Genomic DNA, 22,180 nt, shown 5'->3' on the forward strand with positions numbered 1-22,180 from the left:
CGCAGCGTCGCCACGGGACGACCGCTGGACGCGGCAGTCCGTGGAGGCGCGAACGCCTTCTGCAGACAACCACCGGACGCGGTTGCCTGTAGACCATCCGAACAGTGGGCAAGTTTCCCATACCTCCCCCATCTTCGCGGGACGGTCGCGAAGGTCGCAGGGCTTGGACGGGCGGCTTGCCACGGGCGACCGAAGGTTGTTCTACTGGAGCTGGTTCACACCGAGGAGACCTACATGCCTGATGATCGCCGTGGCCCGCTGGCCGGAGTGCGCGTGCTGGAACTCGCCGGACTCGCTCCAGGGCCGTTCGCCGGGATGATGCTAGCCGATCACGGCGCTGAAGTCCTGCGTGTGGACCGTGTCAAGGCGGTTTCCGACCGGCCGCGCGCCGACGTCATGGACCGCGGCAAGCGCACCATCGGGCTCGATCTTAAGGCTCCCGAGGGCGTGTCGGCGTTCAAGGAACTGGCGCGGCACGCCGACGTGGTGATCGAGGTGTTCCGGCCAGGGGTGGCCGAGCGGCTCGGCATCGGGCCGGACGACCTGCACGCCGTGAACGAACGGCTGGTCTACGGCCGCATGACCGGCTGGGGGCAGGACGGGCCGCTCGCCTCCACGGCCGGGCACGACATCGACTACGTCGCCATCTCCGGCGTCCTGTCGATGCTGGGCCGCGAAGGGGACAAACCGACGCCGCCGATCAACATTCTCGGCGACTTCGCCGGCGGCGGGCTCATGCTCGCGTACGGCGTGCTGCTGGCCCTGTTCGAACGCGAGCGCACCGGCAGGGGCAGGGTGATCGACGCGGCAATGACCGACGGCGCGGCCGTCCTGTTCTCCATGTTCTACCAGGCCGTGCAGAGCGGCCACTGGGGTCCGCGCGGCACCAACCTCCTGGACACCGGCGCCCCGCAGTACGACACCTACGAGACGGCCGACGGCGAGTACGTCGCCGTCGGGTCGCTGGAACCGCAGTTCTGGGAGGCGATGGTCACCCTCATGGGCCTGACCGGCCTGCCCGACAGAAACGACCGGTCGCAGTGGCCGGCGCTGAAGGAGCGCCTCGCGGCGGAGTTCAGGAAGCGGACGCGGGCCGAGTGGGAGGCGCTCTTCGAGGGCTCGGACGCGTGCGTCTCCCCCGTGTTGTCCATGGCCGAGGCGTCGGCGCACCCGCACAACGTCGCCAGGGGCTCGTTCGTCCAGGTCGGCGGCGTCACCCATCCCATGCCCGCGCCCCGCCTGCTGGGCGTGCCCGCCCAGGACCTGTCGCCCGCCACCCGCCAGGCCGACCTGTCCGGCTGGGGTCTGCCGCAGGAGGAGGCGGACAAGCTGCGCGCGCAGGGAGTGCTCGCCTAGGGCACCCTGGCCGCGGTGTAGTCCTTCAGCGTGATCGAGTCGTGCAGGCGCACGCCCTTGGCGCCGGCCTTGCTCACCGCCCTGGTCACGGCCGCAGGCAGGTGGTTGACCAGCCGCGCGCCCTGGGCCAGCGCCCACAGCTGGAACCGGCTGCCGGGCACCAGGTTCCTGGCCGCGGTGACCGCGAAGGACCGGCTGCGGCGTACGTAAGCGCCGATCTCCGCCTCGTAGGCGGGGAAGGCCCGCGTGTGGTCGCCGCCGTGAGCGGCCAGCTCGCCCGCCAGGATGTACGCCCCCACGACCGCCAGGCTCGTGCTGCCGCCGACGGCCGGTCCCGGGCAGTAGCCGGCGTCGCCGACCAGCGTCACCCTGCCGCGTGACCAGGTGTCCAGGCGGAGCTGGGTGATCGAGTCGAAGTAGAAGGCCTCCGTACGGTCCAGTTCCTTCAGCAGCCGCGGCACCTCCCAGCCCGCGTCGGCGAAGTGCGCACGCAGCCATTCCTTCTGGCGGGCGACATCCCTGTGGTGGCAGTCGAGCGGCCGCGGCGTCCTGAACAGGAACAGCGCCCGCGCGTCGGCCAGGTGCGCCGCGCCATAGAGCGCGGCCATCCTGCCGACTCCCACCAGGCCCTCCATCCGGCCGTCGAGCCCCAGGTGGTCGGGCACCGAGGCGACCGCCAGGTAGGCGCCGATCCACTCGGTGAAGCGCGACTCGGGGCCGAAGACCAGGCGGCGCACGTTGGAGTGCAGGCCGTCGGCGCCGATCACCAGGTCGTACGCGCCCGTCCTGCCACTGTCGAAGACCACCTCACCGCCGTCGGAGATGGAGGCGATGGAGTCACCGAAGACGTAGCCGACGTCGTGGCGGGTGGCGTCGTAGAAGATCTCGCTCAGGTCGTCGCGCATGATCTCGATGTGCCGGTCGGAGACCGCGGAGAAGACGCGGCGCGCATCCACGTTCACGGGGCGGGCGTGCCCCTCCCTGTACATCGTGAGCAGGTCCGTGCCGGTTCTCCCGGCCTGGACCTGCTCCAGCACCCCCATCTGCTCGACGATGTCCATCGCGGGCCGGAACAGGTCGACGGCGTGGCCGCCCGCTTTGCGCAGGGCGGGAGCACGTTCCACGACCGTGACCTCGAAGCCGTACCTGGCGAGCCAGTACGCCAGCGCCGGGCCCGCCACACTCGCGCCCGAGATGAGGACTCGCACCGCACTCTCCTTACTTAACGGATGGTAAGCGCGAGGCTAGCACAAGTCCTTACTTAACGGAAGGTAAGCGATAGTCTTGAGCCCATGTCCAGTGACACCAAGGCCCGCATCCAGGCGGTCGCCCGCGAACTGTTCGTCGAGCAGGGCGTGCGCAACACCAGCCTGCGCCAGATCTCCGACCGGCTGGGCATCACCAAACCCGCGCTCTACTACCACTTCGCCTCACGTGACGACCTCGTGCGCAGCATCGTCCAGCCGATGATCGACGACCACGACAGGTTCGTCACCACGCGGGCACCCGGCGACCCGCGCGAGCTCCTGGAGGACTATTTCGAGCTGATCTGGCGGCACCGGCAGGTGCTCGTCATGGTGATCAGAGAACTGGCCACGCTCGGCCAGCTCGAACTGGCCGAGCACATGTTCGAATGGCGGCGCCGGTTGGTCGTCCTACTGCTCGGCCCGGACCTCACGCGGGAGCAGCACATCAGGGCCACGGTGGCTCTCGGCGGGATAGCCGACTGCGCGGTCGAATACGCCGACCTGCCGATCGAGGAGGTCAAGCCGACGGCCGTCCAGGCGGCGGCCGACGCGCTCGGCCTCTGAGCACCGTGTGAGCACCGTGACCGCCGCCGGGGCCGTCAGAGCGCGATGTACAGGTCGGCTCCGTCGCGGTGGTGCACCTCCAGGTCAGTGGTGAACGCGCGCGCCGGCGAACCGCCCGACTCGGCGTACTGCCGCACCTGCTGCCACGCCCCCGCCAGCGCCTGCGGCATCGAGCCACGGGCCTCCAGCTTCAGCGACTTCGCCGCCGGCACACGCACGGCCACCATGCCCTCGGGCAGCCGCGGCACCGTGCGCACGTTGATGCCGACGATCTGCGTGAAGGCTCCGTTGTGGTCGCTCTCGTAGTCGGTCAGCACGGCGTAGAGGTTCTCGTCGACCCGTCCCGGCACGTGCGCGAAAGCCCCCGGCGCACCCGCTCGCTTCCACAGCGCGGGCAGTTTGGCCCGCGCCGGATCCTTCTCGTCGGCGTTCGTGGTACGCACGGCGAAGCCGACCACCGTCAGCTCAGCCCGTTCGGTGACGTCCACAGGCCCTCCCTCCCCCAAAAGTGTCCCGGCCGATCATAAGCCCCCGAGAAAGGGGGAAACCCCTTGGCACACCCTGCCACCACATAAGATGGATGAACGTGAAATTTCTCAACGACCTCGAGCCTCCGTACGATCTGACCTACAGCGACGTGTTCATGGTCCCGTCGCGTTCCTCGGTCGGCTCGCGGCTCGCGGTCGACCTCTCGTCGAACGACGGCACCGGCACCACCATCCCCCTCGTCGTGGCCAACATGACCGCGGTCGCCGGCCGGCGCATGGCCGAGACCGTGGCCCGCCGCGGCGGCATCACCGTGATCCCCCAGGACATCCCGCTGGACGTCGTGGCCGACGTGATCGGCTGGGTCAAGAAACGTGACCTCGTCCACGACACTCCGCTCACCCTCACCCCGCACGACACGGTCGGCGAGGCGCTGCAACTGCTGCCCAAGCGGGCGCACAACGCCGTCATCGTGGTCGACTGGGACAACCAGCCCGTCGGCGTCGTGACCGAGGCCGACTGCGAGGGCGTGGACATGTACACCCAGCTCTCCGAGGTCATGTCGAGCGAGCTGTTGACGCTGCCCGCCGGGCTCGACCCGCGCACGGCCTTCGACCGGCTGCACGAGGGCCGGCACCGGCTGGCGCCCATCGTCGACGCGGACGGGCGGCTGGTCGGCATCCTCACCCGTATGGGCGCGCTGCGCGCCACCCTCTACCAGCCGGCCGTCGACCCCCAAGGGCGCCTGCGCATCGCGGCGGCCGTCGGCGTGAACGGCGACGTCGCCGCCAGGGCCAAGGAACTGATCGACGCGGGCATCGACTGCCTGGTCGTCGACACCGCGCACGGCCACCAGAACAAGATGGTCTCCGCTCTGCGCGCCGTCAAGGCACTCGACGCACCCGTGCCCGTGGCGGCCGGGAACGTGGTGACCGCCGAGGGCGTACGCGACCTGATCCACGCCGGGGCCGACATCGTCAAGGTCGGGGTGGGACCCGGCGCCATGTGCACCACGCGGATGATGACCGGGGTCGGCAGGCCGCAGTTCTCCGCCGTCGTCGAATGCGCGGCCGAGGCCCGTCGGCTGGGGCGCCACGCCTGGGCCGACGGCGGCGTGCGCCACCCGCGCGACGTGGCCCTGGCGCTGGCCGCGGGGGCGTCCAACGTGATGATCGGGTCCTGGTTCGCGGGGACGTACGAGTCGCCGGGAGACACCCGTACCGACGCCGACGGGCGCAAGTACAAAGAGAACTTCGGCATGGCCTCCGCGCGGGCCGTCCGGCTCAGGACGGCCGACGACTCGGCGTTCGAGCGGGCCAGGAAAGCGGTGTTCGAAGAGGGCATCTCGACGTCCCGGATGTACCTGGACCCGAAGCGGCCCAGCGTCGAGGACCAGATCGACGCCATCGTGGCCGGGCTGCGCTCGTCGTGCACGTACGCGGGGGCCTCGAACCTGGAGGAGTTCCACCGGCAGGCGGTCGTCGGGGTCCAGAGCTCGTCCGGCTACGCGGAGGGCATGCCCCTGCACCAGAGCTGGTGACCGCCGCGGCCTGTCGTGGCGGGGCCGGAGCGGCTGCTGCCGCACGCTCCCGTGCGCAGCACATCGAACCACGAGGCCATAGAGTCGTCGGGTCAGTTCTCATCGTCAACTGGAGCACTTCGTGGCACTCGAGAAGCCCGAGATCGACTTCCCCGGGGGCAACCCGCCCGCCGACCTGGAGATCGTCGACCTGACCGTCGGCGACGGCGAGGAGGCCAAGCCCGGCCACAACGTACGCGTCCACTACGTGGGAGTCGCGTTCTCGACCGGGGAGGAGTTCGACGCGTCGTGGAACCGCGGCGAGGCGTTCGAGTTCCCCCTGGGCGGCGGGAGGGTCATCGCCGGCTGGGACCAGGGCGTCGCGGGCATGAAGGTCGGCGGCCGGCGCAAGCTGGTCATCCCGCCGCACCTCGGCTACGGCAGCCGCGGCGCGGGCGCCCGCATCAAGCCCAACGAGACGCTCATCTTCGTCGTCGACCTGCTCGGCGTCGGCTAGCGTTCTCCTCCTTCCGGGACGCCTTCCCTGGCCACCCGGCCGGCAGCCGGTCCCGAAGGCCGCCCTTCCAGCCTCGGAACACCCTTCGGGCCCGGCACGGGCACGCCGCCTCCGGCCGCGCGAGAGCGGGCGCCGGCACCGCTGCACGAGCCGCCTTCCGGATCGGACACAGGCCCCGCCGCAGGCCCGATGCGGGCACGGCTCGCGACGCACAGCGTGCTCGCGTGCTCGCACTCCCCGGGTGCGTGCAGCGGGTGAATCACAGAGAATCCTTGCGACCCGGTGGACGGAAATGTCGCCCGCGTGAGGCACCATAGGCGTGTGCTTCTGATCGACGTGGTCCGGGTGTCCGAGGCGGTGACGCGCACGTCCTCCCGGCTGGGCAAGATCGGTCATCTGGCGGAGCTGCTGGGCCGGGTCGGTCCCGGCGAGGCGCAGATCGCGATCTCCTATCTCTCGGGCGAGCTGCCCCAGCGGCAGGTTGGCGTCGGCTGGCGCACGCTGGAGGATCTCCCCCAGCCCAAACTGGCCGCCACCGCCACGCTGACCGCCGTCGACGCGTTGCTGAGCAGGATCAAGGCGGTGTCCGGGCAGGGGTCGCAGGCTGCGCGCAGGACGCTGGTGGCCGAGCTGTTCGCGGGGCTGACCAGCCAGGAGCAGCAGTTCATGAGCCGGCTGCTCCACGGGGAGCTGCGGCAGGGCGCACTCGACGGCGTGATGATCGAGGCGGTGGCCAAGGCGTCGGGCGCCCCGGCGAGCGACGTCCGCCGCGCGCTCACGCTGCGCGGCTCGCTCCCGGCCGTCGGAGCCGCCGCGCTGGCCGGCGGAGTGGCGGCGCTGCACACGTTCCGGCTGGAGGTCGGGCGGGCGGTCTCGCCCATGCTGGCGGGCAGCGCGCCCAACGTGGCGGCCGCCCTGGAGAAGGCGGGCACGCCCGCGGCCCTGGAGTGGAAGCTCGACGGGGTTCGTGTCCAGGCGCACCGGGCGGGTCCGGAGGTCAAGGTCTTCACCCGCACTCTCGACGACATCACGCCGCAGGTTCCCGAGTTGGTCGAGGCCGTGCTGGAGATGCCCGCGGACGATCTGGTGCTCGACGGCGAGGTGATCGCCCTGCGTCCCGACGGGCGGCCGCACGCGTTCCAGGTGACGGCGAGCCGGGTGTCCAGCAAGACCGACGTCTCCCGGCTGCGTGAGCGCACGCCGCTCAGCGTGTTCTTCTTCGACGCGCTGCGGGCCGACGGCGCCGACCTGCTCGACCAGCCGTACGCACAGCGCCAGGAGACGCTGACCCGCCTGGTCCCGCAGGGTCTGCTGACCCCGCGGCTGGTCACCGGCGAGGTGGTGGAGGCCGAGCAGTTCTTCACCGACGTGGTGAAGGCCGGCCACGAAGGGCTGGTGGTCAAGTCCCTGGCCTCCCCCTACGCGGCGGGCCGCCGTGGCGCCGGCTGGATCAAGGTCAAGCCGCGTCACACGCTCGACCTGGTCGTGCTGGCCGCCGAATGGGGCCATGGGCGGCGCCAGGGCAAGCTGTCCAATCTCCACCTCGGGGCCAGAGACCCTGAAGGCGGCTTCGTGATGCTCGGCAAGACGTTCAAGGGCATGACGGACGAGTTGCTGGCCTGGCAGACCGAGCGCTTCCTTGAGCTCGCCGAGGGCCCCACGGACGGCTGGACGGTCCAGGTGCGTCCGGAGGTTGTCGTGGAGATCGCCTTCGACGGGGTGCAGCGTTCACCCCGCTATCCGGGCGGCATGGCCCTCCGGTTCGCCCGCGTCCTGCGCTACCGCCCCGACAAGCGGGTCGAGGACGCCGACACGGTGGAGACCGTACGCGCGCTGATGTTGTGATCTGTACAGGTCTGTCCGGGTGGCCTGCACGGGTCTGTCCGGGCGGGTCTGTACGGGTCTGTACAGCCCCGCCGGCGCCCGCTGTCGGAGGAGCCCGGCGCGGTCGCACCCCTCGGCGCGCGGACCCACACCTGGGGCGCGCGGCCCAGCACGCGCATAGAACCGGCAAGGGGCCCACACCTGCACAGCGCGACCGAGAACTTGTGTTGATGCGGTGGACCGGACACCGCGAGCCCCGGCCGGACGCGTGCCGGTCCTCCGGGCGGTCGCCGCACCGGTAGGACGGGCCCGTGAGATGAGTCACTTAATGTCCCATTAAGTTGCCTTTACTCGCCATTTGTCGCATATGTTCGTCCTCGTCGCGCGGGATCCCCCCGTCTGCCCGCGGACCGGCCGCCGTACACCCGCACCCCCGCGGCCTGGCCACTGCCTTATCCCCTAAGTAGGACCGTGGTTTACGTTGGGCCAGCACTCTCGCAAGCCGTCGCCGCATGATCGCAAGCTCTCTCCCGCCAGGCGGTGGGCAGCCGTCGCGGTCGGCGCCGCCGTCGTCTGCGCCGCCTCGACGACCGCCTGGGCCGCATTCGGCAACGACGACTCCCACCGGCGCGGGTCCGGCGGCGACGGCCAGCCCGTCGCCCCGGACGGAGCCGCCCGCCGGCACAGCTCGCAGCCGGCTCCCGTCTCCCAGCCTCCGGCGGCTCGCCGGAAGCCGACCACCGGCTCCCGGGGGCCAGGGACGGTGACGGCGACCTCAGGCTCTGACGCGGAGGGAGGGGCCCAGCGCCTGGAGACGGAGTCCCAGCCGACCGGGCCCCAGAGCCCCAGGGCGACGACCGGGTCCCAAAGTCCCAAGGCGAAGACGGGGCCTCAGAGGTTGGGAGCGAAGATCGAGTCGCAGGATGCGGCGAAGCCCCGATCGTCCAAGCCGAAGAAGCCCACGTTCCGCGTGGTGTCGTCCGGTAGGTGCGGGGCCTCGTACTATGGCGACCCTCAGACCACGGCCAGCGGCGAGCGGTTCGATCCCTCGGCGATGACCGCAGCGCACAAGACCCTCCCGCTGGGCAGCAAGGTACGCGTGACCAACCCGGCGAACGGGGAGGCGGTCACGGTCCGCATCAACGATCGCGGCCCGTACATCGGGGGTCGCTGCCTTGACTTGTCCAGAGCGGCGTTCGCCGCCATCGGGAACGTCAGCTCCGGGGTGATGAAGGTGAAGTATCAGGTGCTGGCCCGCTGACCCGACCAGTGGCAGCCCGACGAGCCGGCGCGACGCGACAAGCCGGGAAGCCGGGAAGCATGGAACGGCAGGGACTCCGCGACGCCCCGCTGAGGCCGGGGCCTCGGCGGGGCGTCGCGGATAAGTCGTGTCACTTCACCAGGCGGAGCGTCATCGGGTAGCGGAAGTTGCCTTCCGTCAGAGCCGAGACGCCGCCGACGATCGCGAGGATCACGGCCACGACCCAGATGACCGGCACGAGCACGATGCCGATGATGGTGAAGGGCAGCAGAATGGACGCCCCGACCAGCGTGATCTGGAAGTTGAGCGCCTCCAGCGCCTGCCGGCGGATGTAGGGGGAGGTCTTGCCTCCGGTGAGTAGCAGGATCAGCGGGGCCACGATCGGTACGCCGAGCAGCAGCACCATGTGGCCGAGGGCGGCGCCGAGGCGTTCGTTGCTCTCCGGCGCACGCTCCCGGGGGACGCCGACCGCTGGAGGAGTGGCGAGTTTGGGCACGACCTCAGTGCCGTAGATCTCGGTCATGATCGGCATCAGATCGCCGTGGCTGCGCGCCGTCATCGCGCGCTCCAGCCGGTCGTCGAACTCGAACTTGTCGAAGCGGCCCTCGGCGTAGGCGGCCTTGACGTGCTCCACCACGTGCTCTCGGTCCTGGTTGGTGACGCGCAGTTGAGCTGGCGGCACCTGTCCCGGCCCAGGGCTTGTCGGTACCCCAGCCATCATCGCCATGCCTCTCCTCGGTGAAATCGAACGGTCTTCCCCCATACTGCGTCCTCGAAGCCCGCGGTGCTATCCGGAGTATCCCCGATCTGTCCCCTAGATCATCCCCGACGCTCAGCCCTCAGATCGTATAAAAAGGATTCATGAGATGGCGCGACCGCTACGGCCTGCGTCGGCTGCGCGGCCCCAAAGTCGCAAAGTTCGACCGTGAGGCGACAGACGCCGACATCGAAGCGCTCATCGCCTTTGCCCGATCACGGCGAGGCGTCGAGTTCTACGTCGAGCCAGAGACTTTCGCCACCGACACGACCGCTGTGGCGGTGGCCGACGACGGCGAGTGGACCAGGCGAAGAGTCGGCTCACCGGCAGTCATTCGCAAGGTCGCTCGAAATCTTGCCCTGCCGGTGTACGACGTTCAGCTCACCGGATATCCGCGGCGGATGCGTGATTACAACGAGCGCCGCCGCCGTGAGGAGGGGGACACCCTCTGAATCACGCGAATTCCCCCGTCCAACGTTCCCTTCGATTCGACAGGTGCCCGAGGGCCGGCGCTGCTGTATTCCACGTGAATGAGCAGGTCACAGCAGTGCGTGATCGTTCGCGTCGCAAGCCGCGCCGCCCGCTGGGCCCACCGCTCGAACCGCTCGAACCGCTCGAAGGAGCCGAACAGGCCCGCTCGTGCGCATCGCCCCCGGAGCGTCGCCGGTGGAACGCCGGCCGGTGAAGGCCCGTCATCGGGGTGGCGGCTCGTCGTCGAGCAGGTTGACCAGGGGCAGCAGCCACGCGGCGTGTACGGGCCCCATGGCGGCGTCGAGCTCGGCCGGGGTGGGGAGACGGTCACGGAGGACGCTGGGGGAGAGCAGATTCCGCAGGGCGTGCATGAGGAGGTTGGCCATCGAGTAGGCGGGGTCGATGGTCAGGGCACGCTCGAGGGCGATGGTGGCGTGGACGTTGTTTCCCGCTCGCCAGGCGGCCATGGCGAGCAGCGACGCGGCCGGCGGCGCGAAACGGGGCTCCAGCCTGCGGGTCAGGTCTTTCCACAGAGGGGCGTGGGAATCGTCCATGAGTGTCCAGGCCTCGTCGCGGACGCGGATGATCGCCAGGTCAAGGCCGAGCCTGGCAGCCTCCGCGTCGTCGAGACGGCCGCCCTCCGCGTGGATCCGCACCGCCGAACGCACCCTGGCCAGGCCATCGGCGACGAACCGTCTGGCGTAGGCGTCGAGATCGGGGGTGGCGGTCAGCCCGGCCCTGACCTCCGCGATCGCCTCGCCCGTGGCCTGGTGCATCGCCATGCGCACCGGGCCCGTGACAGGCGCGAGCGTGCGCTCCAGCGCCTCGCGGTCGGGCAGGGCGACCAGACCGCGGACCGTCGCCTCCGCGGCGACCTGGCTGGTGGACGGGTCGTAGGGTGTGCCCTGCGCGGGACAACAACTCGGGACTTCGCAGAGGTAGGACCAATAGCGGCCCTCGTGGGCACGCAGCGCCTCGCCCACCTTGGCTCCCACCCGTGAGGCCAGCCGCCGGACCTCGTCGACCGCAGGTGTGACCGCCTCGCCGGCACCATAGCCGACGATCACCATCTCGGTGACGCTCTCCCGTTCCAGAAGGGGGATCAGCGGGTCGAGGGCGCCGGGCTCCAGCGGAATGCCCCACCGGGCCACCACCTTGGTGGTGCCGCGGTCGATGCCGATCACGACGAGGGAGGTCTCCGGGTGGAAGCCCACCAGGTAGGGGACGGCTGCGAGGACATCGGACGGGCTGGCCAGGGTGAGGCGGGGCTCGTCGGTGAAGGCGGGAGCGGGAGTGGAGCTGTCGGTCGTCATGGGCCCCAAGGGTGCCGGGGGCGGGCGAGGGGCCGACGAGCCGAATGCCGTTCTGGGGATGATGCGAGGGCACCGGGTCAGGGCTGTGGACGACCGGAGCGGGCGGTCCTCACCGGTCCTGGACGCGCAGAGCAGGAACCGGACAGCCGCCAAACCCGAGCACCTGCAACGCACAGAGCATCGCCCCTGGAACGACACCTGATCACCGCGCGTGGCTCCGGCTGCTCCGCTGCCGGCGCGGCTCCGTTGCGTCCTTCCGCCGACGGGGCCGTGGCTCAGGGCGCCGGGTCGGGAGTGGGGGCCAGACGGGTGCGTACGAGGAGGGCGGCGCCCGCCACGGCGGCGGGCATGGCGATGACCGCCACGAACGGGATGAGGAAGAGCAGGAACACGGCCACCCCGAAGCCCAGCGTGGTGGCCTTGTTGGCGCGCAGGAGGGCGAAGCGTTCCTTGCGGGCCATGCCGCGCCGTTCCAGGGCGAGCGTGGTGAGCTCGACTGTCAGGAAAAATCCGGAAACGGCGGCTCCCAGCACCGGCACCACCGTCTGCCCCACCACGGGTACGAACCCGAGCGCGAACAGCGGAATCGTGAACACCAGCATGTAGAACAGGGTCACCAGGCTGTCGCGGACGGACCGCGGCAGCGTGCGCCACCAGGGCTGGTCGTCCTCGGTCTCCAGCACGTCGACCGCCGCCGACAACCTCTCGTAGAACGGATCACCGATCGTCAGCGTGAGCGCGACGAACGTCAGGACCGCCAGCGCCAGCCCGCCGAGGAACAGCGCGACGCCCACCACCGCGCGGAACCCCTCACGCCAGCTCCACGAGTCGGCGAACGGCGTCAGGAACGTGGCCAGCTCGGTCGCGTTGGTCGCGAGGAAGATCAGCGCGACCACGTAGACGGCGAACGCGATGACGGCCGGGATGAGCCCGAACAACCACCAGCGTCCGTTGCGGGAGACCCAGCCGAAGCCTTCGATGAAGAAGCCCACGCCGGAGAAGAAGTCGCGCACTGATCGCATGCCCGGCAGATTAACGCCAGAAAGCGGTCACCGCGTAGCCGAGCTCCGCGAACAGGTCACGAAGGAGCGGCAGCGAGATGCCGAGCACGTTGCCGTGGTCGCCTTCGATGCCCTCGACGAACCATCCGCCGCGCCCTTCGATGCTGAAGGCCCCGGCCAGGTCGAGCGGCTCCCCGGACTCGACGTAGGCGGCGATCTCCTCGGGCGAGGGCTGGCCGAAGTGCACCACGGTGGTGGCGACCTCCGCCACCTGCCGCCCGGAGGCGGCGTCGATGACGCAGTGACCGGTGACGAGCCGCCCTGTGCGGCCGCGCAGGAGCCGCCACCGCTCCAGGGCCTCCTCGGGTGTGGCCGGCTTGCCGTAGGGGCGGCCGTCGAGTTCGAGGATCGAGTCGCAGCCGATGACCAGCCCTTCGTCCAGCCCGCTCGCGACCGCTTCGGCCTTGGCCTTGGCCAGCACCAGGCTCAGCGCCGCCGGTGAATATGCCGAGTAGGCCTCCTCGTCGACGCCGCTGACGATGACCTTGGGGTCGAGGCCGGCGCTGCGCAGAAGAGCCAGGCGGGCGGAGGATGCTGAGGCCAGAACGATCACTCGCACAGCCTACCGGTCACCAGTCAGGGGTCGCGGTGCCCGGTGAGATCTCACGCCTGCTCGCGCTCCTGCGGCCGCGGGTGACGGCCGCCGTGTCGTACGGGCTGCTCCGCGGCGCTGCCGTGCCGCCGAAGATGCCGTCGAGCAGGCTCGTGACCGAATCCTTCAGCCTGGCGGGAAGGGTGGAGCGTTCGTTGTCGAGCTCGTCGGCCAGGGCGCGCGCGTCGAGCTTCCGTGCGGCGGCGCGGTCCGCGAGCAACGACATGATCATGGGGGCGACCAGCGGCATGAGCTTCATCATGGCCCCGGGGCGCACCGCTGCGACCTGCGACAATCCGGCGGCCGCCTGTTCGGTGCCCTGACCGCCGAACACATGTCCGAGGATGTTGTGGCCGTCGCGGGTCAGCGAGGCCACGTCGCCGCTGAACGGGTCGGTGTCCTTGTGGTCGTCGAGTGCGCTGAGCAGGGCGTCGGCGCCGTCCGGGTGCTGGGCGTCGCGGGCCATGCCACCGATGATCGTACTCGCGACGGCCTGGGTCACGATGCGGGCGGTGGCCGGGTCGGTGCCGAGCATCCCGGCGACCTGTTCCAGCCCTGAGTCTCCGAGCCCGGCGAGAAGCTCGTCAGTCAGTGTCACGACAAGTCCCCCGATCGTTGTCGCAACATCCTGCCCGGCCCCGATCGGCACCAACGTCCGATTTTGCCTAATTCTCGGAAAATTCCCTCGGGCGGCTCTCGGCGGGCTCCGCCGAGCGGCTCAGCAGGCCCGCGGCGGCGTACGCGCCGGGCTCGTCGAGGGTCTCGTGCTCCAGCAGGGCCTCCACGATCGCGTCGAGCTTGTCACGGTTGTCGCTGAGCACCTGGACCGCCCGCTCGTAGCACTCGTCCACGATGCGCCGCGCCTCCTCGTCGACCATGGCGAGCGTGACGGGCGAGGCCTGGGGCTGCTGGCCGTCGTTGGGCAGGATGGTCAGCGGCCCGATCTTCTCCGACATCCCCCAGCGGCCGACCATGCCGCGGGCGATCATCGTGACCTGTTCGAGGTCGTTCTCGGCGCCGGTGGTGATGACCCCGAAAACGACCTGCTCGGCCGCCATGCCACCGAGCGCGCCCGTGATGCGACCGCGCAGATACTGTTCGTCGTAGGCGTAGCGGTCGCTGTCGGGCGTTGACAGGGTGACGCCGAGCGCCCGGCCGCGGGGGATGATGGAGATCTTCCTGACCGGGTCGGCGCCGGGCTGGAGCATCCCGAGCAGCGCGTGCCCCGCCTCGTGGAAGGCGGTCCTCGTGCGCTCCTCCTCCGGCATGACGATGCTGCGCGCCGCACCGAGCTGCAGCTTCTCCAGCGCGTCGGTGAAGTCGGCCATCGAGACCTTCTCCTTGCCTCGCTTGGCCGCGAGCAGGGCCGCCTCGTTGACGAGGTTGGCCAGATCGGCGCCCGTCATGCCGGGGGTGGTCTTGGCGAGCCGGTCGAGGCCGACCTCTGGGTCGAGCGGCACTCCCCTCGTGTGCACCGCCAGGATCGCGGTGCGGCCGGCCGCGTCGGGCAGGCCCACCTGCACCGTACGGTCGAAGCGCCCGGGACGCAGCAACGCGGGGTCGAGGACCTCGGGACGGTTGGTGGCCCCGATGACGATCACGCCTTCGGCGCCGGAGAAGCCGTCCATCTCGGTGAGGATCTGGTTGAGCGTCTGCTCGCGCTCGTCGTGCCCGCCGACGCCGCCGGCGCCGCCCCTGGCCCGGCCGATGGCGTCGATCTCGTCGATGAAGACGATCGACGGCGCCACCTTACGGGCCTCCTCGAACAGGTCACGCACCCGCGAGGCGCCCACGCCGACGATCATCTCGATGAACTCGGAGGCGCCGGCCGAGAAGTACGGCACCTCGGCCTCGCCCGCGACCGCCCTGGCCAGCAACGTCTTGCCGGTGCCGGGAGGGCCGGCGAGCAGTACGCCCTTGGGCAGCTTCGCGCCCAGCCTGCGGTATTTGTCTGGGTCCTTGAGGTAGTCGACGATCTCGACGAGCTCGTTCTCCACCTCGTCGATGCCGGCGACGTCGTCGAACGTGACGCGCACCTTCCCGGCCTCGACCGGCTTGGCCGCCTTGGACTTGCCGAGCCCGCCCAGGCCGCCGCCCATCATGCTGGCGCCGCGCCGCATGATCCAGATCCACAGACCCGCCAGGAGCAGCACGGGCAGCAGCGACAGCAGCACGTTGGAGAAGAACCCGCGGGTGATCGGCTGGGAGGTGATCTCCACCTGGCCGCTTGCCAGCTGCTTGTCGAGCTGGTCGGTGTCGGCGAACGCGGGGATCTCGGTGGCGAACTCGGTGTAGGACTCGTTGCTCTCGGGGTTCTTCGCCGCCGACCTGAGGTCGCCCTCGACGGACAGGCCCTGGGCGTAGATGTCCTTGACGTTCTTCGCGTTCACCTGCTTGGTGAACTCGGTGTACGAGATCGTCTCGACGGAGCCGCTGTCGACGAAGGACGAGACCACGAAGAAGGCCGCGTACACGACCACGAGGGTGATGGCGAATCGCCACCAGTTGATCTTGGGTCGCCCTCCGGGTGTGCCGGGCAGCCCTTCCGAGCGCCAGGGCGGCTTGCCCTTGCCTTTGTCGGATGCCTGCGGCGCTCCAGAGCGTTCCACGGCGTCACTCCCCCAAATCGCCGCATTCAATGATCTTCTAGCCTAGGACACGCACCCCCGTGGCCACGCGACCGACCTCGGGCCAGTGCTCTCGCTGCGTGTCAGGCACTGTGACGAACGTCAGGCCGGGCTTGCTCATTCCCCCGTCCATGACGACGACGGCCGCCCGGGAGGAGCGCTTCCCGTACGTCACCTGATAGATCAGTGTCCATCCGCGCTTGACCCGTTGTGTGGCCAGCCAGGTGATCCGGGAGCCTTCGGGGTGGTGGTTGAGCGTCCAGCGGGCGGCCAGCAGCGCCGTGTCGCGCGGCGATTCCTGCTTCATGATCGGAAGCGGGCAGGTCACGACGATGCCCCGCGTGCTCGTGCCGCGCTTCCTGGGCAGTACCTGCTTCGTGGTGAACGGCGCCGCGTTGTGCGCCTTCCACGGCCGGCCCAGCCTCGGCACGGCCAGCCCGGTGCGCCGGTCCCTCACCACCCGCCTGGCGGACGCGCGCTCCTTCACGCCTTTGACCTTGGCGGTCAGCTTGGGGACGCGCGGGTCGGCGTACAGGGCCTCCATGGCCGTGTAGCCGGGCGCGAGCGAGGCGCCTGGAGTGGGCCCCGCAGTGGCGGACGCCTTCGCCGCAGGAGCGGGCTCGCCGACCGTGGGGGAAGTCGCGGAGCCGGTCGGCGAAGGTGCGGGGCCGGACGAGGACGGTGCGGCCGGCGGCGCGGTTACCGGCCCCGCCGCGACCTCGTCCGGCCCTGACGGGAGCACCACCACGACCATCGTCACGGCGACGGCCACGACGGCGGCGGCCACGGCGAGCCCCCGGTACACCACCCGCATCCGGAGATCACCGATGCGGGAGCGTTTGGGCGGAGAATCAGGGATCCAGGGCCTGGAAGCGGTCCTCACGCGCGAACCGTTGATCTCATCTTCCCCATCGAGCACGAGCGGAGCGTACGACATATCCCGCCATGGCGTCCTCGAAGCGACCGAAGTGCAATCATGGCGTCGCGGATGGGGGGCCTCGACCGCCCCCTGGTCCGTCACGGTCCACGGCGACCCGCGACCGCCGCGCGTCACTCTTGCCTGTTCACGCGCCGAAGACACGCCCGGCGAGCCAGGGCGCGTCGGCGACGAACGTGCACGAGCCCGGCTCGATCTCGGTGAACCCGGCGTCGCGCACGACGGGCAGCCCGGCGGCCACCTTGGCGTCGAAGAGGTCCCGCGCCGGGGCCGGACGCACCGAGACCGTCATCCCGCTCTCCCGCCAGGCGGCACGCTCGTCCGCGTCGCTGGCCCACCACGCGAGCTGGGCGGCGTGTCCGGCCTGCGCCATGGCCTTGCCCGCGGACATCTCCAGCTCGGGGTTCTCCCACAGGCGCGGGGGCGCGGCGGGCGGCGGCGCGACGGTGTCGGTCAGCTCGGTGCCCGACACCTGCAGCCGCGCCAGGTCCTTCGGCCAGTCGTCGAGCGGAACCGGCGGATGCACCCGCACCTCGGCCGTACGGTGGGCGATCGTGCGTCCCGGGAGCGCGAGCGCCCTGCGCCACTCGGCGCCCCGCGCCCGGCGCACGACCTTGCGGATCTTGCCGGTGGACTGCCAGGCGTGCAGCTCGGCGGCCCACTCCCCCGGATCGGCGAGCAGGCTCAGCACGGCCATGGCGGCGGCCTCCAGGGCGTCGGTGCGTTCGGGGGGCGCGGCCCGCTCGATCCTGACGACCAGCGGCAGGACGTACAGCTCGGTGTTCATCGCTCTCTAGGGGGTTGCCCAGGTTCGTCGTCCCCTAGCATGCCCGATCGCCAGGGACATGCCGGCGGCCACCAGGCAGAGGGCGACGGCGACGGCGACGGAACGGCCGCCACCCGCGGCTGGATGCTGGCCAACCTCGACGCCCCGATCAATCTCGCGGCGCTGGCCGACCACGCGAGGATGAGCGTGCGCACGTTCACCCGCCGCTTCCGTGAGGAGACCGGCGTGAGCCCGGCCAAGTGGCTCACCCGGCAGCGGGTGCAGCACGCCAGGCACCTGCTGGAGACGACGGATTTGGGCGTGGAGGAGGTGTCCAGGCGGTCGGGGTTCGGCACCGCGGTCTCGCTGCGCCAGCACCTGCACGCGGCCGTCGGCGTCTCGCCGCCGGCCTACTGGCGTACCTTCCGGCGCACCTGATCGGCCGTTCGCCGCACGACCCCGCGCTCCCGGCATCTCGCCCACCTAGAATCAGCGAAAAAGATCAATAATGCCGGAAGGGTCGTGACATGGCCGAGGGTGACCGCTTACCTCCAGGGATCAATCCCCGTGTCCCCAGCGTCGCCCGCATGTACGACTACTACCTCGGTGGCCGCGACAACTTCCCCGCCGACCGCGAGGCGGCCGAGAAGATGATCGGGATCGGCCGCCGGATGGGCAACGACACCCGGCAGATCGCGCTCGCCAACCGCACTTTCCTGCGCCATGCGGTACGCACGATCGCCGAGGCGGGCGTACGCCAGTTCGTCGACATCGGCGCCGGCCTGCCCACCCAGGACAACGTGCATCAGGTCGCCCGCCGGCACGCCCCCGGCTCGCGCGTCGTCTACGTCGACAACGACCCGGTCGTGTTGTCCCACGCCCGCGCGCTGCTGGCCAGGGACCCCGACGTCATCGCGGTGGAGGGCGACGTCAGGGACCCCGACGCGATCTTCGACGACCCGGCCGTCACCGGGCGCATCGACCTGGCCGAGCCGTACGCGGTCCTGCTCGTCGCGGTGCTGCACTTCGTGCCCGACGACGGCGAGGCCGCGGGCATCGTCGCCCGCGTCAAGGAGCGGCTGCCGCCAGGCGGCCACCTGGTGCTCTCGCACCTGTACACGGGTGACGCCACCGCCGACGTGACCGACGCGGGCCGGTCGGTCTACCGCGGCACCACCGCCGGCGGGCTGGCCGGGCGTGACCGCGACCAGATCACCGGCTTCTTCGGGGGTCTCGCCCTGCTCGGCCCCGGCGTCGTGCCGGTCGCCGACTGGGCGCCCGACGCCTCCCCCGACGGCCCGTACGACTACGTCAGGGCGGGCATCCTCGCCGGGGTGGGCCGCGCCTGAGCCGGGCGCCCCTCACCGCCGGCTCTGCGCGTACGGCACACCAGAGCGCGCCGACTTGAGCAGGATCACCACCGCCTCGCCGAGCAGGCCGACGCCGACCGAGATCGGCATGGACCTGGCCTCCGGATTCATGCCGGCCGCCACCGCCAGCGCGCCGACGCCGAAGCCGGCCACCAGCGTGAGCGCCCAGACGACCAGCGTCCTGCCCGTGTAGCGCTGCCACAGGACCCCGCCTTTCTGGAACACGACGGTGGTGGCGGCGCGCAGGGCTCCGAAGGCGACACCGCACAGGCCCGTGACGACGAGCCACAGGAGGTCGGCCACCGACAGGTCGAGCTCGCGCAGCCCGTGGATCCCGATGACCACCATGATGAGCGGCAGCACGTAGACGTCCTTGGCGACGAGCGGCCGGCCGGCCAGGCGCGCGACCACGACGTACACGACGAGCCCGGCGACGATCAAAATTTTTAGCACGTCCATGCCAAATAACATAGCAGGATCGTGCTATAAAGGACACCATGCCGAAGGTCGTCGATCCGGCCGCCCGCCGGGAAGAAGTGGTGGACGCGGTGTTCCGCGTCGTGCGGCGCGCGGGCTTCGAGCAGGCGTCGCTGCGCAACGTGGCCGAGGAGGCGGGGCTGGCCATCGGCTCGGTCCGGCACTATTTCGACGGCCACACCGACCTGATGACGTTCGCGATGCGCGCCTCGATCGACCGGGTGAGCGCGCGGCTCATCGAGCGGCTGGGCCCGCTGCTCGCCGCGAGCGACCATGACCGGCGGGCGGAGGGCGTGGAGCCGATGTTGTCGGAGCTGCTGCCGCTCGACGAGGCCCGGCGCGACGAGGCGGCCGTCTGGCTGGCGTTCACGACGGCCGCCCGCACCCGGCCCGAGCTCCGGCCGCTCGCCCAGGAGGCGCACGACGGCATGCGCCGGCTCGTCAGGCGGATCATCGACGGCGTCGCCCGGCACCGGCCGCCGGGCACCCGGGTGGACCTGGAGGTGGACGCGGAGGTGGAGACCGAGCGGCTGGCCGCGCTGATCGACGGGCTCACTCTCGCGGGCGTGCTCCACCCCGACCGGATGACGCCCGAGCTGATGCGCGACGCGCTACGCCGTCACCTCCAGACTCTCGCAGAACCACGTCCTTAGCGCCTCGTCGAGCGTCCCTCCGGACCTCTCGCCGAGCGTGCCCGCCCAGGCCACGTAGCCGTCGGGACGTACGAGCACGGCGTCGGGCCCCTCCGACGGCACCACGTCGACCCGGCCGTGACGCACCCGCAGCCGCCCTTCCGGGTCGAGCAGGACCGGCCGGGCGCGGGCGGCGGGCCCGGCGGGCACGCCGGGCAGGAAGCGGCCGAGCAGCGGATGCGGCGGAGCGGGCATCGGATAGACCACGTCGGAGCCTGCCATCAGGGAGGCGATGCGCCGCCGGGCCGCCTCGTCGTCGAGCAGCTCGCCGAACACCGTGCGCAACGCCGTCACCTCGCCCCCGGGAGCGGTCAGCGCGAGCTGCGCCCGGGTGTGCAGCGCCACCCGCTCGGCGGCCGGGCGGCGCTCGCTCTCGTAGCTGTCGAGCAGCCGCGGCGGCGCCCATCCACGCACCTCGGCCGCGAGCTTCCAGGCCAGGTTCACGCCGTCCTGCAGGCCCACGTTGAGCCCGGGCGCGCCCATGGCCGAGTGGACGTGCGCGGCGTCGCCCGCCACGAACACCCGGCCCTCGCGGTAACGCTCGGCCACCCGCGTGTTGCGCCCGTTCAGCCGCCTGAGCACGTGCGGGCCCGCGCCCACGGGGCCGGAGAGCGGCAGGTCGGCGCCGGTCACACGGGCGAGGCCGGCACGCAGTTCGCCGATGGTCATCGGCACGTCGTCGCCCGGCGCCCCGGGCTCCCACTCCATCACGCTGATCATCAGCGTCCCCGGGCCCGCAGGCATCATCGCGTACGCGCCGCGCTCGGTGCGGTGCCAGGCGTAGAGCCCGAACGTGCCCGCGCCCGGCACCTCCAGCTCGGCCCGCTCCATCCGCAGCACCGCCCCCGGCACGCTGACGTGGGCGGCGCGGCTCACGACGTCGGCCGTCACCACGCCCGGGAAGCCGATGCCGGCGAGCCTGCGCACCGTGCTGTGCGCGCCGTCGCAGCCGACCAGGTAGCGGGTACGCAGCGCGCGGGGGCCCGCGGGCCCTTCGAGACGCACCGTGACGCCTTCGGAGTCCTGGTCGAAGCCGGTCAGCTCGTGCCCGCGCCCGATCCTGGCACCCAGCTCCAGCGCCCGCTTCTCGAACAGCTCCTCCAGCTCGGGCTGCCTGATGCCCATCCCGTGCAGCGGGTTGTCCTCCAGCCCCGACAGGTCCAGCGGCAGCGCGCCGAACACGAACGCGGGTATCGGAGCCTCATCGGCGGCGAGGCCTCGCCCGCGCAGGAGCCGTACGACCTGGCCGACGACGCCGTTGGCCTTGGGCTGGTCGCTGCGCTGCGGCAGGCGTTCGACGACGAGCGGCCGGACCCCGGCCAGGCTCAGCTCGCAGGCCAGCAGCAGCCCGTTGGGGCCGCCGCCGGCGATGACGACGTCACTGTCGAAGCCGATGGCGCTGTCGGTGGCGCTGTCGGTGTTCATGTCACGGGCTCCTCGGTGGGTGCGGGCAGTCCGGCCGCCAGCGCGCGCAAGGCGTCGCGCAGCAGTGGCGCCAGCGAGACCGGCGGGTCGGCGCGCAGCCAGTGGCCGACGGCCGCCTGCACGGCCGCGGTCGCGGCCGCGGCCACGAGATGGGGATAAAGGTCACGGGCAAGGTCGGTGCCGGTGCGCTCGGCCACGGCCGCGGCCAGAGCGCCGTCGGCGGCGAGGGCCACCCGCAACGTCTCGGCCCGCAGCGCGGGCTCCCTGGACAACACCCGGATGCTCGCCAGCAGCTCGGGAGGCGGCGGCGAGCCGGCGTCACCCGCGTCCTGCTCCCACGGCCGCACCATGGCCTCCGTCAGCGCCTCCCACAAGGGTTCCTCGGGAGGCCGGGCGCGCAGCACGGCCACCGACCGTTCGATGCGGTCGGTGTGGCGCGCGGCGATCGCCTCGTGCTTGCCGGTGAAGTAGTTGTTGAACGTCCTGGGCGAGACACCGGCCTCGGCGGCGATGTCGTCGACGCGGACGCCCTCCAGCCCGCGCTCCAGCGCGAGCCGGAGCGCGGACGCCATCAGCGCCTCGCGTGTGGCACGCTTCTTCCGTTCCCTCAGCCCGTTCACGGGAGCAGCCTGGAGCAAAATTACGGATTAAGCAAATTTGCAGGATGCGCACTTTCTGTTGCGAACATGCGTTCTACGTCGATGGGAGATACTCCTCACGTCCGGCACAACGTCTCTCCAGAACCCGATACGGTGCGCACAACGCGTAACATCGTCGAACCACCAAAGTCAGCCTGAGAAGTCATGCTCAATTAATGAGAACCCGTTTAGCGTGTGATAAGGCTGGTTAGCTGCAGGCTGCGGACACCCCGTAAGCGACACACCGACGCAGGGCCGCGGGATGCGGATGCGTCTACAA

The 22,180-nt window shown here is 70.9% G+C and carries 23 protein-coding genes; 10 read left to right on the forward strand and 13 right to left on the reverse strand.

The features are described 5' to 3' along the window. The first annotated feature begins 234 nt into the window (after positions 1–234). Positions 235–1,356 carry a CaiB/BaiF CoA transferase family protein gene (locus E1267_RS08770; protein ID WP_165959518.1) on the forward strand — a complete coding sequence of 374 codons (1,122 nt, stop codon included), beginning with the start codon at positions 235–237 and terminating at the stop codon, positions 1,354–1,356. On the opposite strand, the gene E1267_RS08775 is transcribed toward E1267_RS08770, so the two are convergent. Next, positions 1,353–2,564: an FAD-dependent monooxygenase gene (locus E1267_RS08775; RefSeq protein ID WP_132331618.1), complete on the reverse strand. Its 1,212-nt coding sequence runs from the start codon at positions 2,562–2,564 to the stop codon at positions 1,353–1,355. The genes E1267_RS08770 and E1267_RS08775 overlap by 4 nt on opposite strands. An 84-nt stretch (positions 2,565–2,648) precedes the next feature. Here E1267_RS08775 and E1267_RS08780 point away from each other — a divergent pair, with 84 nt between their 5' ends. Then, complete coding sequence (locus E1267_RS08780; RefSeq protein WP_132331620.1) at positions 2,649–3,167, forward strand: TetR/AcrR family transcriptional regulator; 519 nt, start codon at positions 2,649–2,651, stop codon at positions 3,165–3,167. Positions 3,168–3,202: 35 nt separating this feature from the next. Here the strand turns inward: E1267_RS08780 and E1267_RS08785 are convergent, their stop codons facing one another. Further along, positions 3,203–3,655 carry a GyrI-like domain-containing protein gene (locus E1267_RS08785; protein ID WP_132331621.1) on the reverse strand — a complete coding sequence of 151 codons (453 nt, stop codon included), beginning with the start codon at positions 3,653–3,655 and terminating at the stop codon, positions 3,203–3,205. Between the two features lie 98 nt (positions 3,656–3,753). On the opposite strand from E1267_RS08785, the gene E1267_RS08790 reads away from it, so the two are divergent. The 4 genes from E1267_RS08790 (at position 3,754) to E1267_RS08805 (ending at position 8,774) form a co-directional block, all read left to right on the forward strand. Continuing rightward, positions 3,754–5,193: a GuaB1 family IMP dehydrogenase-related protein gene (locus E1267_RS08790; RefSeq protein WP_132331623.1), complete on the forward strand. Its 1,440-nt coding sequence runs from the start codon at positions 3,754–3,756 to the stop codon at positions 5,191–5,193. Positions 5,194–5,314: 121 nt separating this feature from the next. Beyond that, a complete protein-coding gene (locus E1267_RS08795; RefSeq protein WP_132331625.1) occupies positions 5,315–5,689 on the forward strand; it encodes an FKBP-type peptidyl-prolyl cis-trans isomerase in 375 nt (124 codons plus the stop codon). Between the two features lie 321 nt (positions 5,690–6,010). Next, positions 6,011–7,534, forward strand: coding sequence for an ATP-dependent DNA ligase (locus E1267_RS08800; RefSeq protein ID WP_132331627.1), 1,524 nt, complete (start codon positions 6,011–6,013; stop codon positions 7,532–7,534). 952 nt (positions 7,535–8,486) lie between these two features. Further along, positions 8,487–8,774, forward strand: a complete 288-nt coding sequence (locus E1267_RS08805) for a septal ring lytic transglycosylase RlpA family protein (RefSeq protein ID WP_342774797.1) — start codon at positions 8,487–8,489, stop codon at positions 8,772–8,774. 130 nt (positions 8,775–8,904) lie between these two features. On the opposite strand, the gene E1267_RS08810 is transcribed toward E1267_RS08805, so the two are convergent. Further along, a complete protein-coding gene (locus E1267_RS08810) occupies positions 8,905–9,495 on the reverse strand; it encodes a DUF1707 and DUF4870 domain-containing protein (RefSeq protein ID WP_246063628.1) in 591 nt (196 codons plus the stop codon). A gap of 140 nt (positions 9,496–9,635) precedes the next feature. Here E1267_RS08810 and E1267_RS08815 point away from each other — a divergent pair, with 140 nt between their 5' ends. Continuing rightward, positions 9,636–9,983 (forward strand): hypothetical protein, encoded by a 348-nt coding sequence (locus E1267_RS08815; RefSeq protein WP_132331629.1) that lies wholly within the window; start codon positions 9,636–9,638, stop codon positions 9,981–9,983. Between the two features lie 240 nt (positions 9,984–10,223). On the opposite strand, the gene E1267_RS08820 is transcribed toward E1267_RS08815, so the two are convergent. The 7 genes from E1267_RS08820 to E1267_RS08850 form a co-directional block, all read right to left on the reverse strand. Beyond that, a complete protein-coding gene (locus E1267_RS08820) occupies positions 10,224–11,315 on the reverse strand; it encodes a DUF4192 domain-containing protein (RefSeq protein ID WP_132331631.1) in 1,092 nt (363 codons plus the stop codon). A gap of 275 nt (positions 11,316–11,590) precedes the next feature. Further along, positions 11,591–12,337 (reverse strand): EI24 domain-containing protein, encoded by a 747-nt coding sequence (locus E1267_RS08825; protein WP_246063630.1) that lies wholly within the window; start codon positions 12,335–12,337, stop codon positions 11,591–11,593. A 10-nt stretch (positions 12,338–12,347) separates the two neighbouring features. Continuing rightward, positions 12,348–12,929 (reverse strand): Maf family protein, encoded by a 582-nt coding sequence (locus E1267_RS08830; protein ID WP_132331633.1) that lies wholly within the window; start codon positions 12,927–12,929, stop codon positions 12,348–12,350. A 16-nt stretch (positions 12,930–12,945) separates the two neighbouring features. Beyond that, complete coding sequence (locus E1267_RS08835; RefSeq protein ID WP_165959520.1) at positions 12,946–13,566, reverse strand: DUF937 domain-containing protein; 621 nt, start codon at positions 13,564–13,566, stop codon at positions 12,946–12,948. Positions 13,567–13,633: 67 nt separating this feature from the next. Continuing rightward, positions 13,634–15,577: an ATP-dependent zinc metalloprotease FtsH gene (gene ftsH, locus E1267_RS08840; protein ID WP_132331636.1), complete on the reverse strand. Its 1,944-nt coding sequence runs from the start codon at positions 15,575–15,577 to the stop codon at positions 13,634–13,636. Positions 15,578–15,614: 37 nt separating this feature from the next. Then, positions 15,615–16,409, reverse strand: a complete 795-nt coding sequence (locus tag E1267_RS08845; protein WP_132331638.1) for a hypothetical protein — start codon at positions 16,407–16,409, stop codon at positions 15,615–15,617. A gap of 250 nt (positions 16,410–16,659) precedes the next feature. Next, positions 16,660–17,319, reverse strand: a complete 660-nt coding sequence (locus tag E1267_RS08850; protein WP_132331640.1) for an aminoacyl-tRNA hydrolase — start codon at positions 17,317–17,319, stop codon at positions 16,660–16,662. A 39-nt stretch (positions 17,320–17,358) separates the two neighbouring features. Between E1267_RS08850 and E1267_RS08855 the strand changes: the two genes are divergently transcribed. Together E1267_RS08855 and E1267_RS08860 are read left to right on the forward strand one after the other, a co-directional pair. Then, positions 17,359–17,736, forward strand: a complete 378-nt coding sequence (locus tag E1267_RS08855; RefSeq protein ID WP_342774790.1) for a helix-turn-helix domain-containing protein — start codon at positions 17,359–17,361, stop codon at positions 17,734–17,736. An 89-nt stretch (positions 17,737–17,825) separates the two neighbouring features. Further along, positions 17,826–18,647, forward strand: a complete 822-nt coding sequence (locus tag E1267_RS08860; protein WP_132331642.1) for an SAM-dependent methyltransferase — start codon at positions 17,826–17,828, stop codon at positions 18,645–18,647. A gap of 12 nt (positions 18,648–18,659) precedes the next feature. Here E1267_RS08860 and E1267_RS08865 read toward each other — a convergent pair whose 3' ends face one another. Further along, complete coding sequence (locus E1267_RS08865; RefSeq protein WP_132331644.1) at positions 18,660–19,127, reverse strand: DUF1453 domain-containing protein; 468 nt, start codon at positions 19,125–19,127, stop codon at positions 18,660–18,662. 38 nt (positions 19,128–19,165) lie between these two features. On the opposite strand from E1267_RS08865, the gene E1267_RS08870 reads away from it, so the two are divergent. Next, positions 19,166–19,798, forward strand: a complete 633-nt coding sequence (locus E1267_RS08870; protein ID WP_132331646.1) for a TetR/AcrR family transcriptional regulator — start codon at positions 19,166–19,168, stop codon at positions 19,796–19,798. Here the strand turns inward: E1267_RS08870 and E1267_RS08875 are convergent. Next, positions 19,757–21,262: an FAD-dependent monooxygenase gene (locus E1267_RS08875; RefSeq protein ID WP_132331648.1), complete on the reverse strand. Its 1,506-nt coding sequence runs from the start codon at positions 21,260–21,262 to the stop codon at positions 19,757–19,759. The two genes, E1267_RS08870 and E1267_RS08875, sit on opposite strands and share 42 nt — an antisense overlap. Further along, on the reverse strand, positions 21,259–21,882 hold the full coding sequence (locus E1267_RS08880) for a TetR/AcrR family transcriptional regulator (protein WP_246063632.1): 624 nt from the start codon (positions 21,880–21,882) through the stop codon (positions 21,259–21,261). The genes E1267_RS08875 and E1267_RS08880 overlap by 4 nt, the downstream gene beginning before the upstream one ends. Positions 21,883–22,180 lie beyond the last annotated feature (298 nt).

This window comes from Nonomuraea longispora, from assembly GCF_004348345.1.
In the GTDB taxonomy this organism is placed as follows: domain Bacteria; phylum Actinomycetota; class Actinomycetes; order Streptosporangiales; family Streptosporangiaceae; genus Nonomuraea; species Nonomuraea longispora.

What these genes read in the sequence shown, in the direction of transcription:
- E1267_RS08770 (WP_165959518.1), top strand. Translation starts at nt 235, where the DNA reads ATGCCTGATGATCGCCGTGGCCCGCTGGCCGGAGTGCGCGTGCTGGAA.
- E1267_RS08780 (WP_132331620.1), top strand. Translation starts at nt 2,649, where the DNA reads ATGTCCAGTGACACCAAGGCCCGCATCCAGGCGGTCGCCCGCGAACTG.
- E1267_RS08810 (WP_246063628.1), bottom strand. Translation starts at nt 9,495, where the DNA reads ATGATGGCTGGGGTACCGACAAGCCCTGGGCCGGGACAGGTGCCGCCA.
- E1267_RS08815 (WP_132331629.1), top strand. Translation starts at nt 9,636, where the DNA reads ATGAGATGGCGCGACCGCTACGGCCTGCGTCGGCTGCGCGGCCCCAAA.
- E1267_RS08820 (WP_132331631.1), bottom strand. Translation starts at nt 11,315, where the DNA reads ATGACGACCGACAGCTCCACTCCCGCTCCCGCCTTCACCGACGAGCCC.
- E1267_RS08825 (WP_246063630.1), bottom strand. Translation starts at nt 12,337, where the DNA reads ATGCGATCAGTGCGCGACTTCTTCTCCGGCGTGGGCTTCTTCATCGAA.
- E1267_RS08845 (WP_132331638.1), bottom strand. Translation starts at nt 16,409, where the DNA reads ATGCGGGTGGTGTACCGGGGGCTCGCCGTGGCCGCCGCCGTCGTGGCC.
- E1267_RS08850 (WP_132331640.1), bottom strand. Translation starts at nt 17,319, where the DNA reads ATGAACACCGAGCTGTACGTCCTGCCGCTGGTCGTCAGGATCGAGCGG.
- E1267_RS08855 (WP_342774790.1), top strand. Translation starts at nt 17,359, where the DNA reads ATGCCCGATCGCCAGGGACATGCCGGCGGCCACCAGGCAGAGGGCGAC.
- E1267_RS08860 (WP_132331642.1), top strand. Translation starts at nt 17,826, where the DNA reads ATGGCCGAGGGTGACCGCTTACCTCCAGGGATCAATCCCCGTGTCCCC.
- E1267_RS08865 (WP_132331644.1), bottom strand. Translation starts at nt 19,127, where the DNA reads ATGGACGTGCTAAAAATTTTGATCGTCGCCGGGCTCGTCGTGTACGTC.
- E1267_RS08870 (WP_132331646.1), top strand. Translation starts at nt 19,166, where the DNA reads ATGCCGAAGGTCGTCGATCCGGCCGCCCGCCGGGAAGAAGTGGTGGAC.
- E1267_RS08875 (WP_132331648.1), bottom strand. Translation starts at nt 21,262, where the DNA reads ATGAACACCGACAGCGCCACCGACAGCGCCATCGGCTTCGACAGTGAC.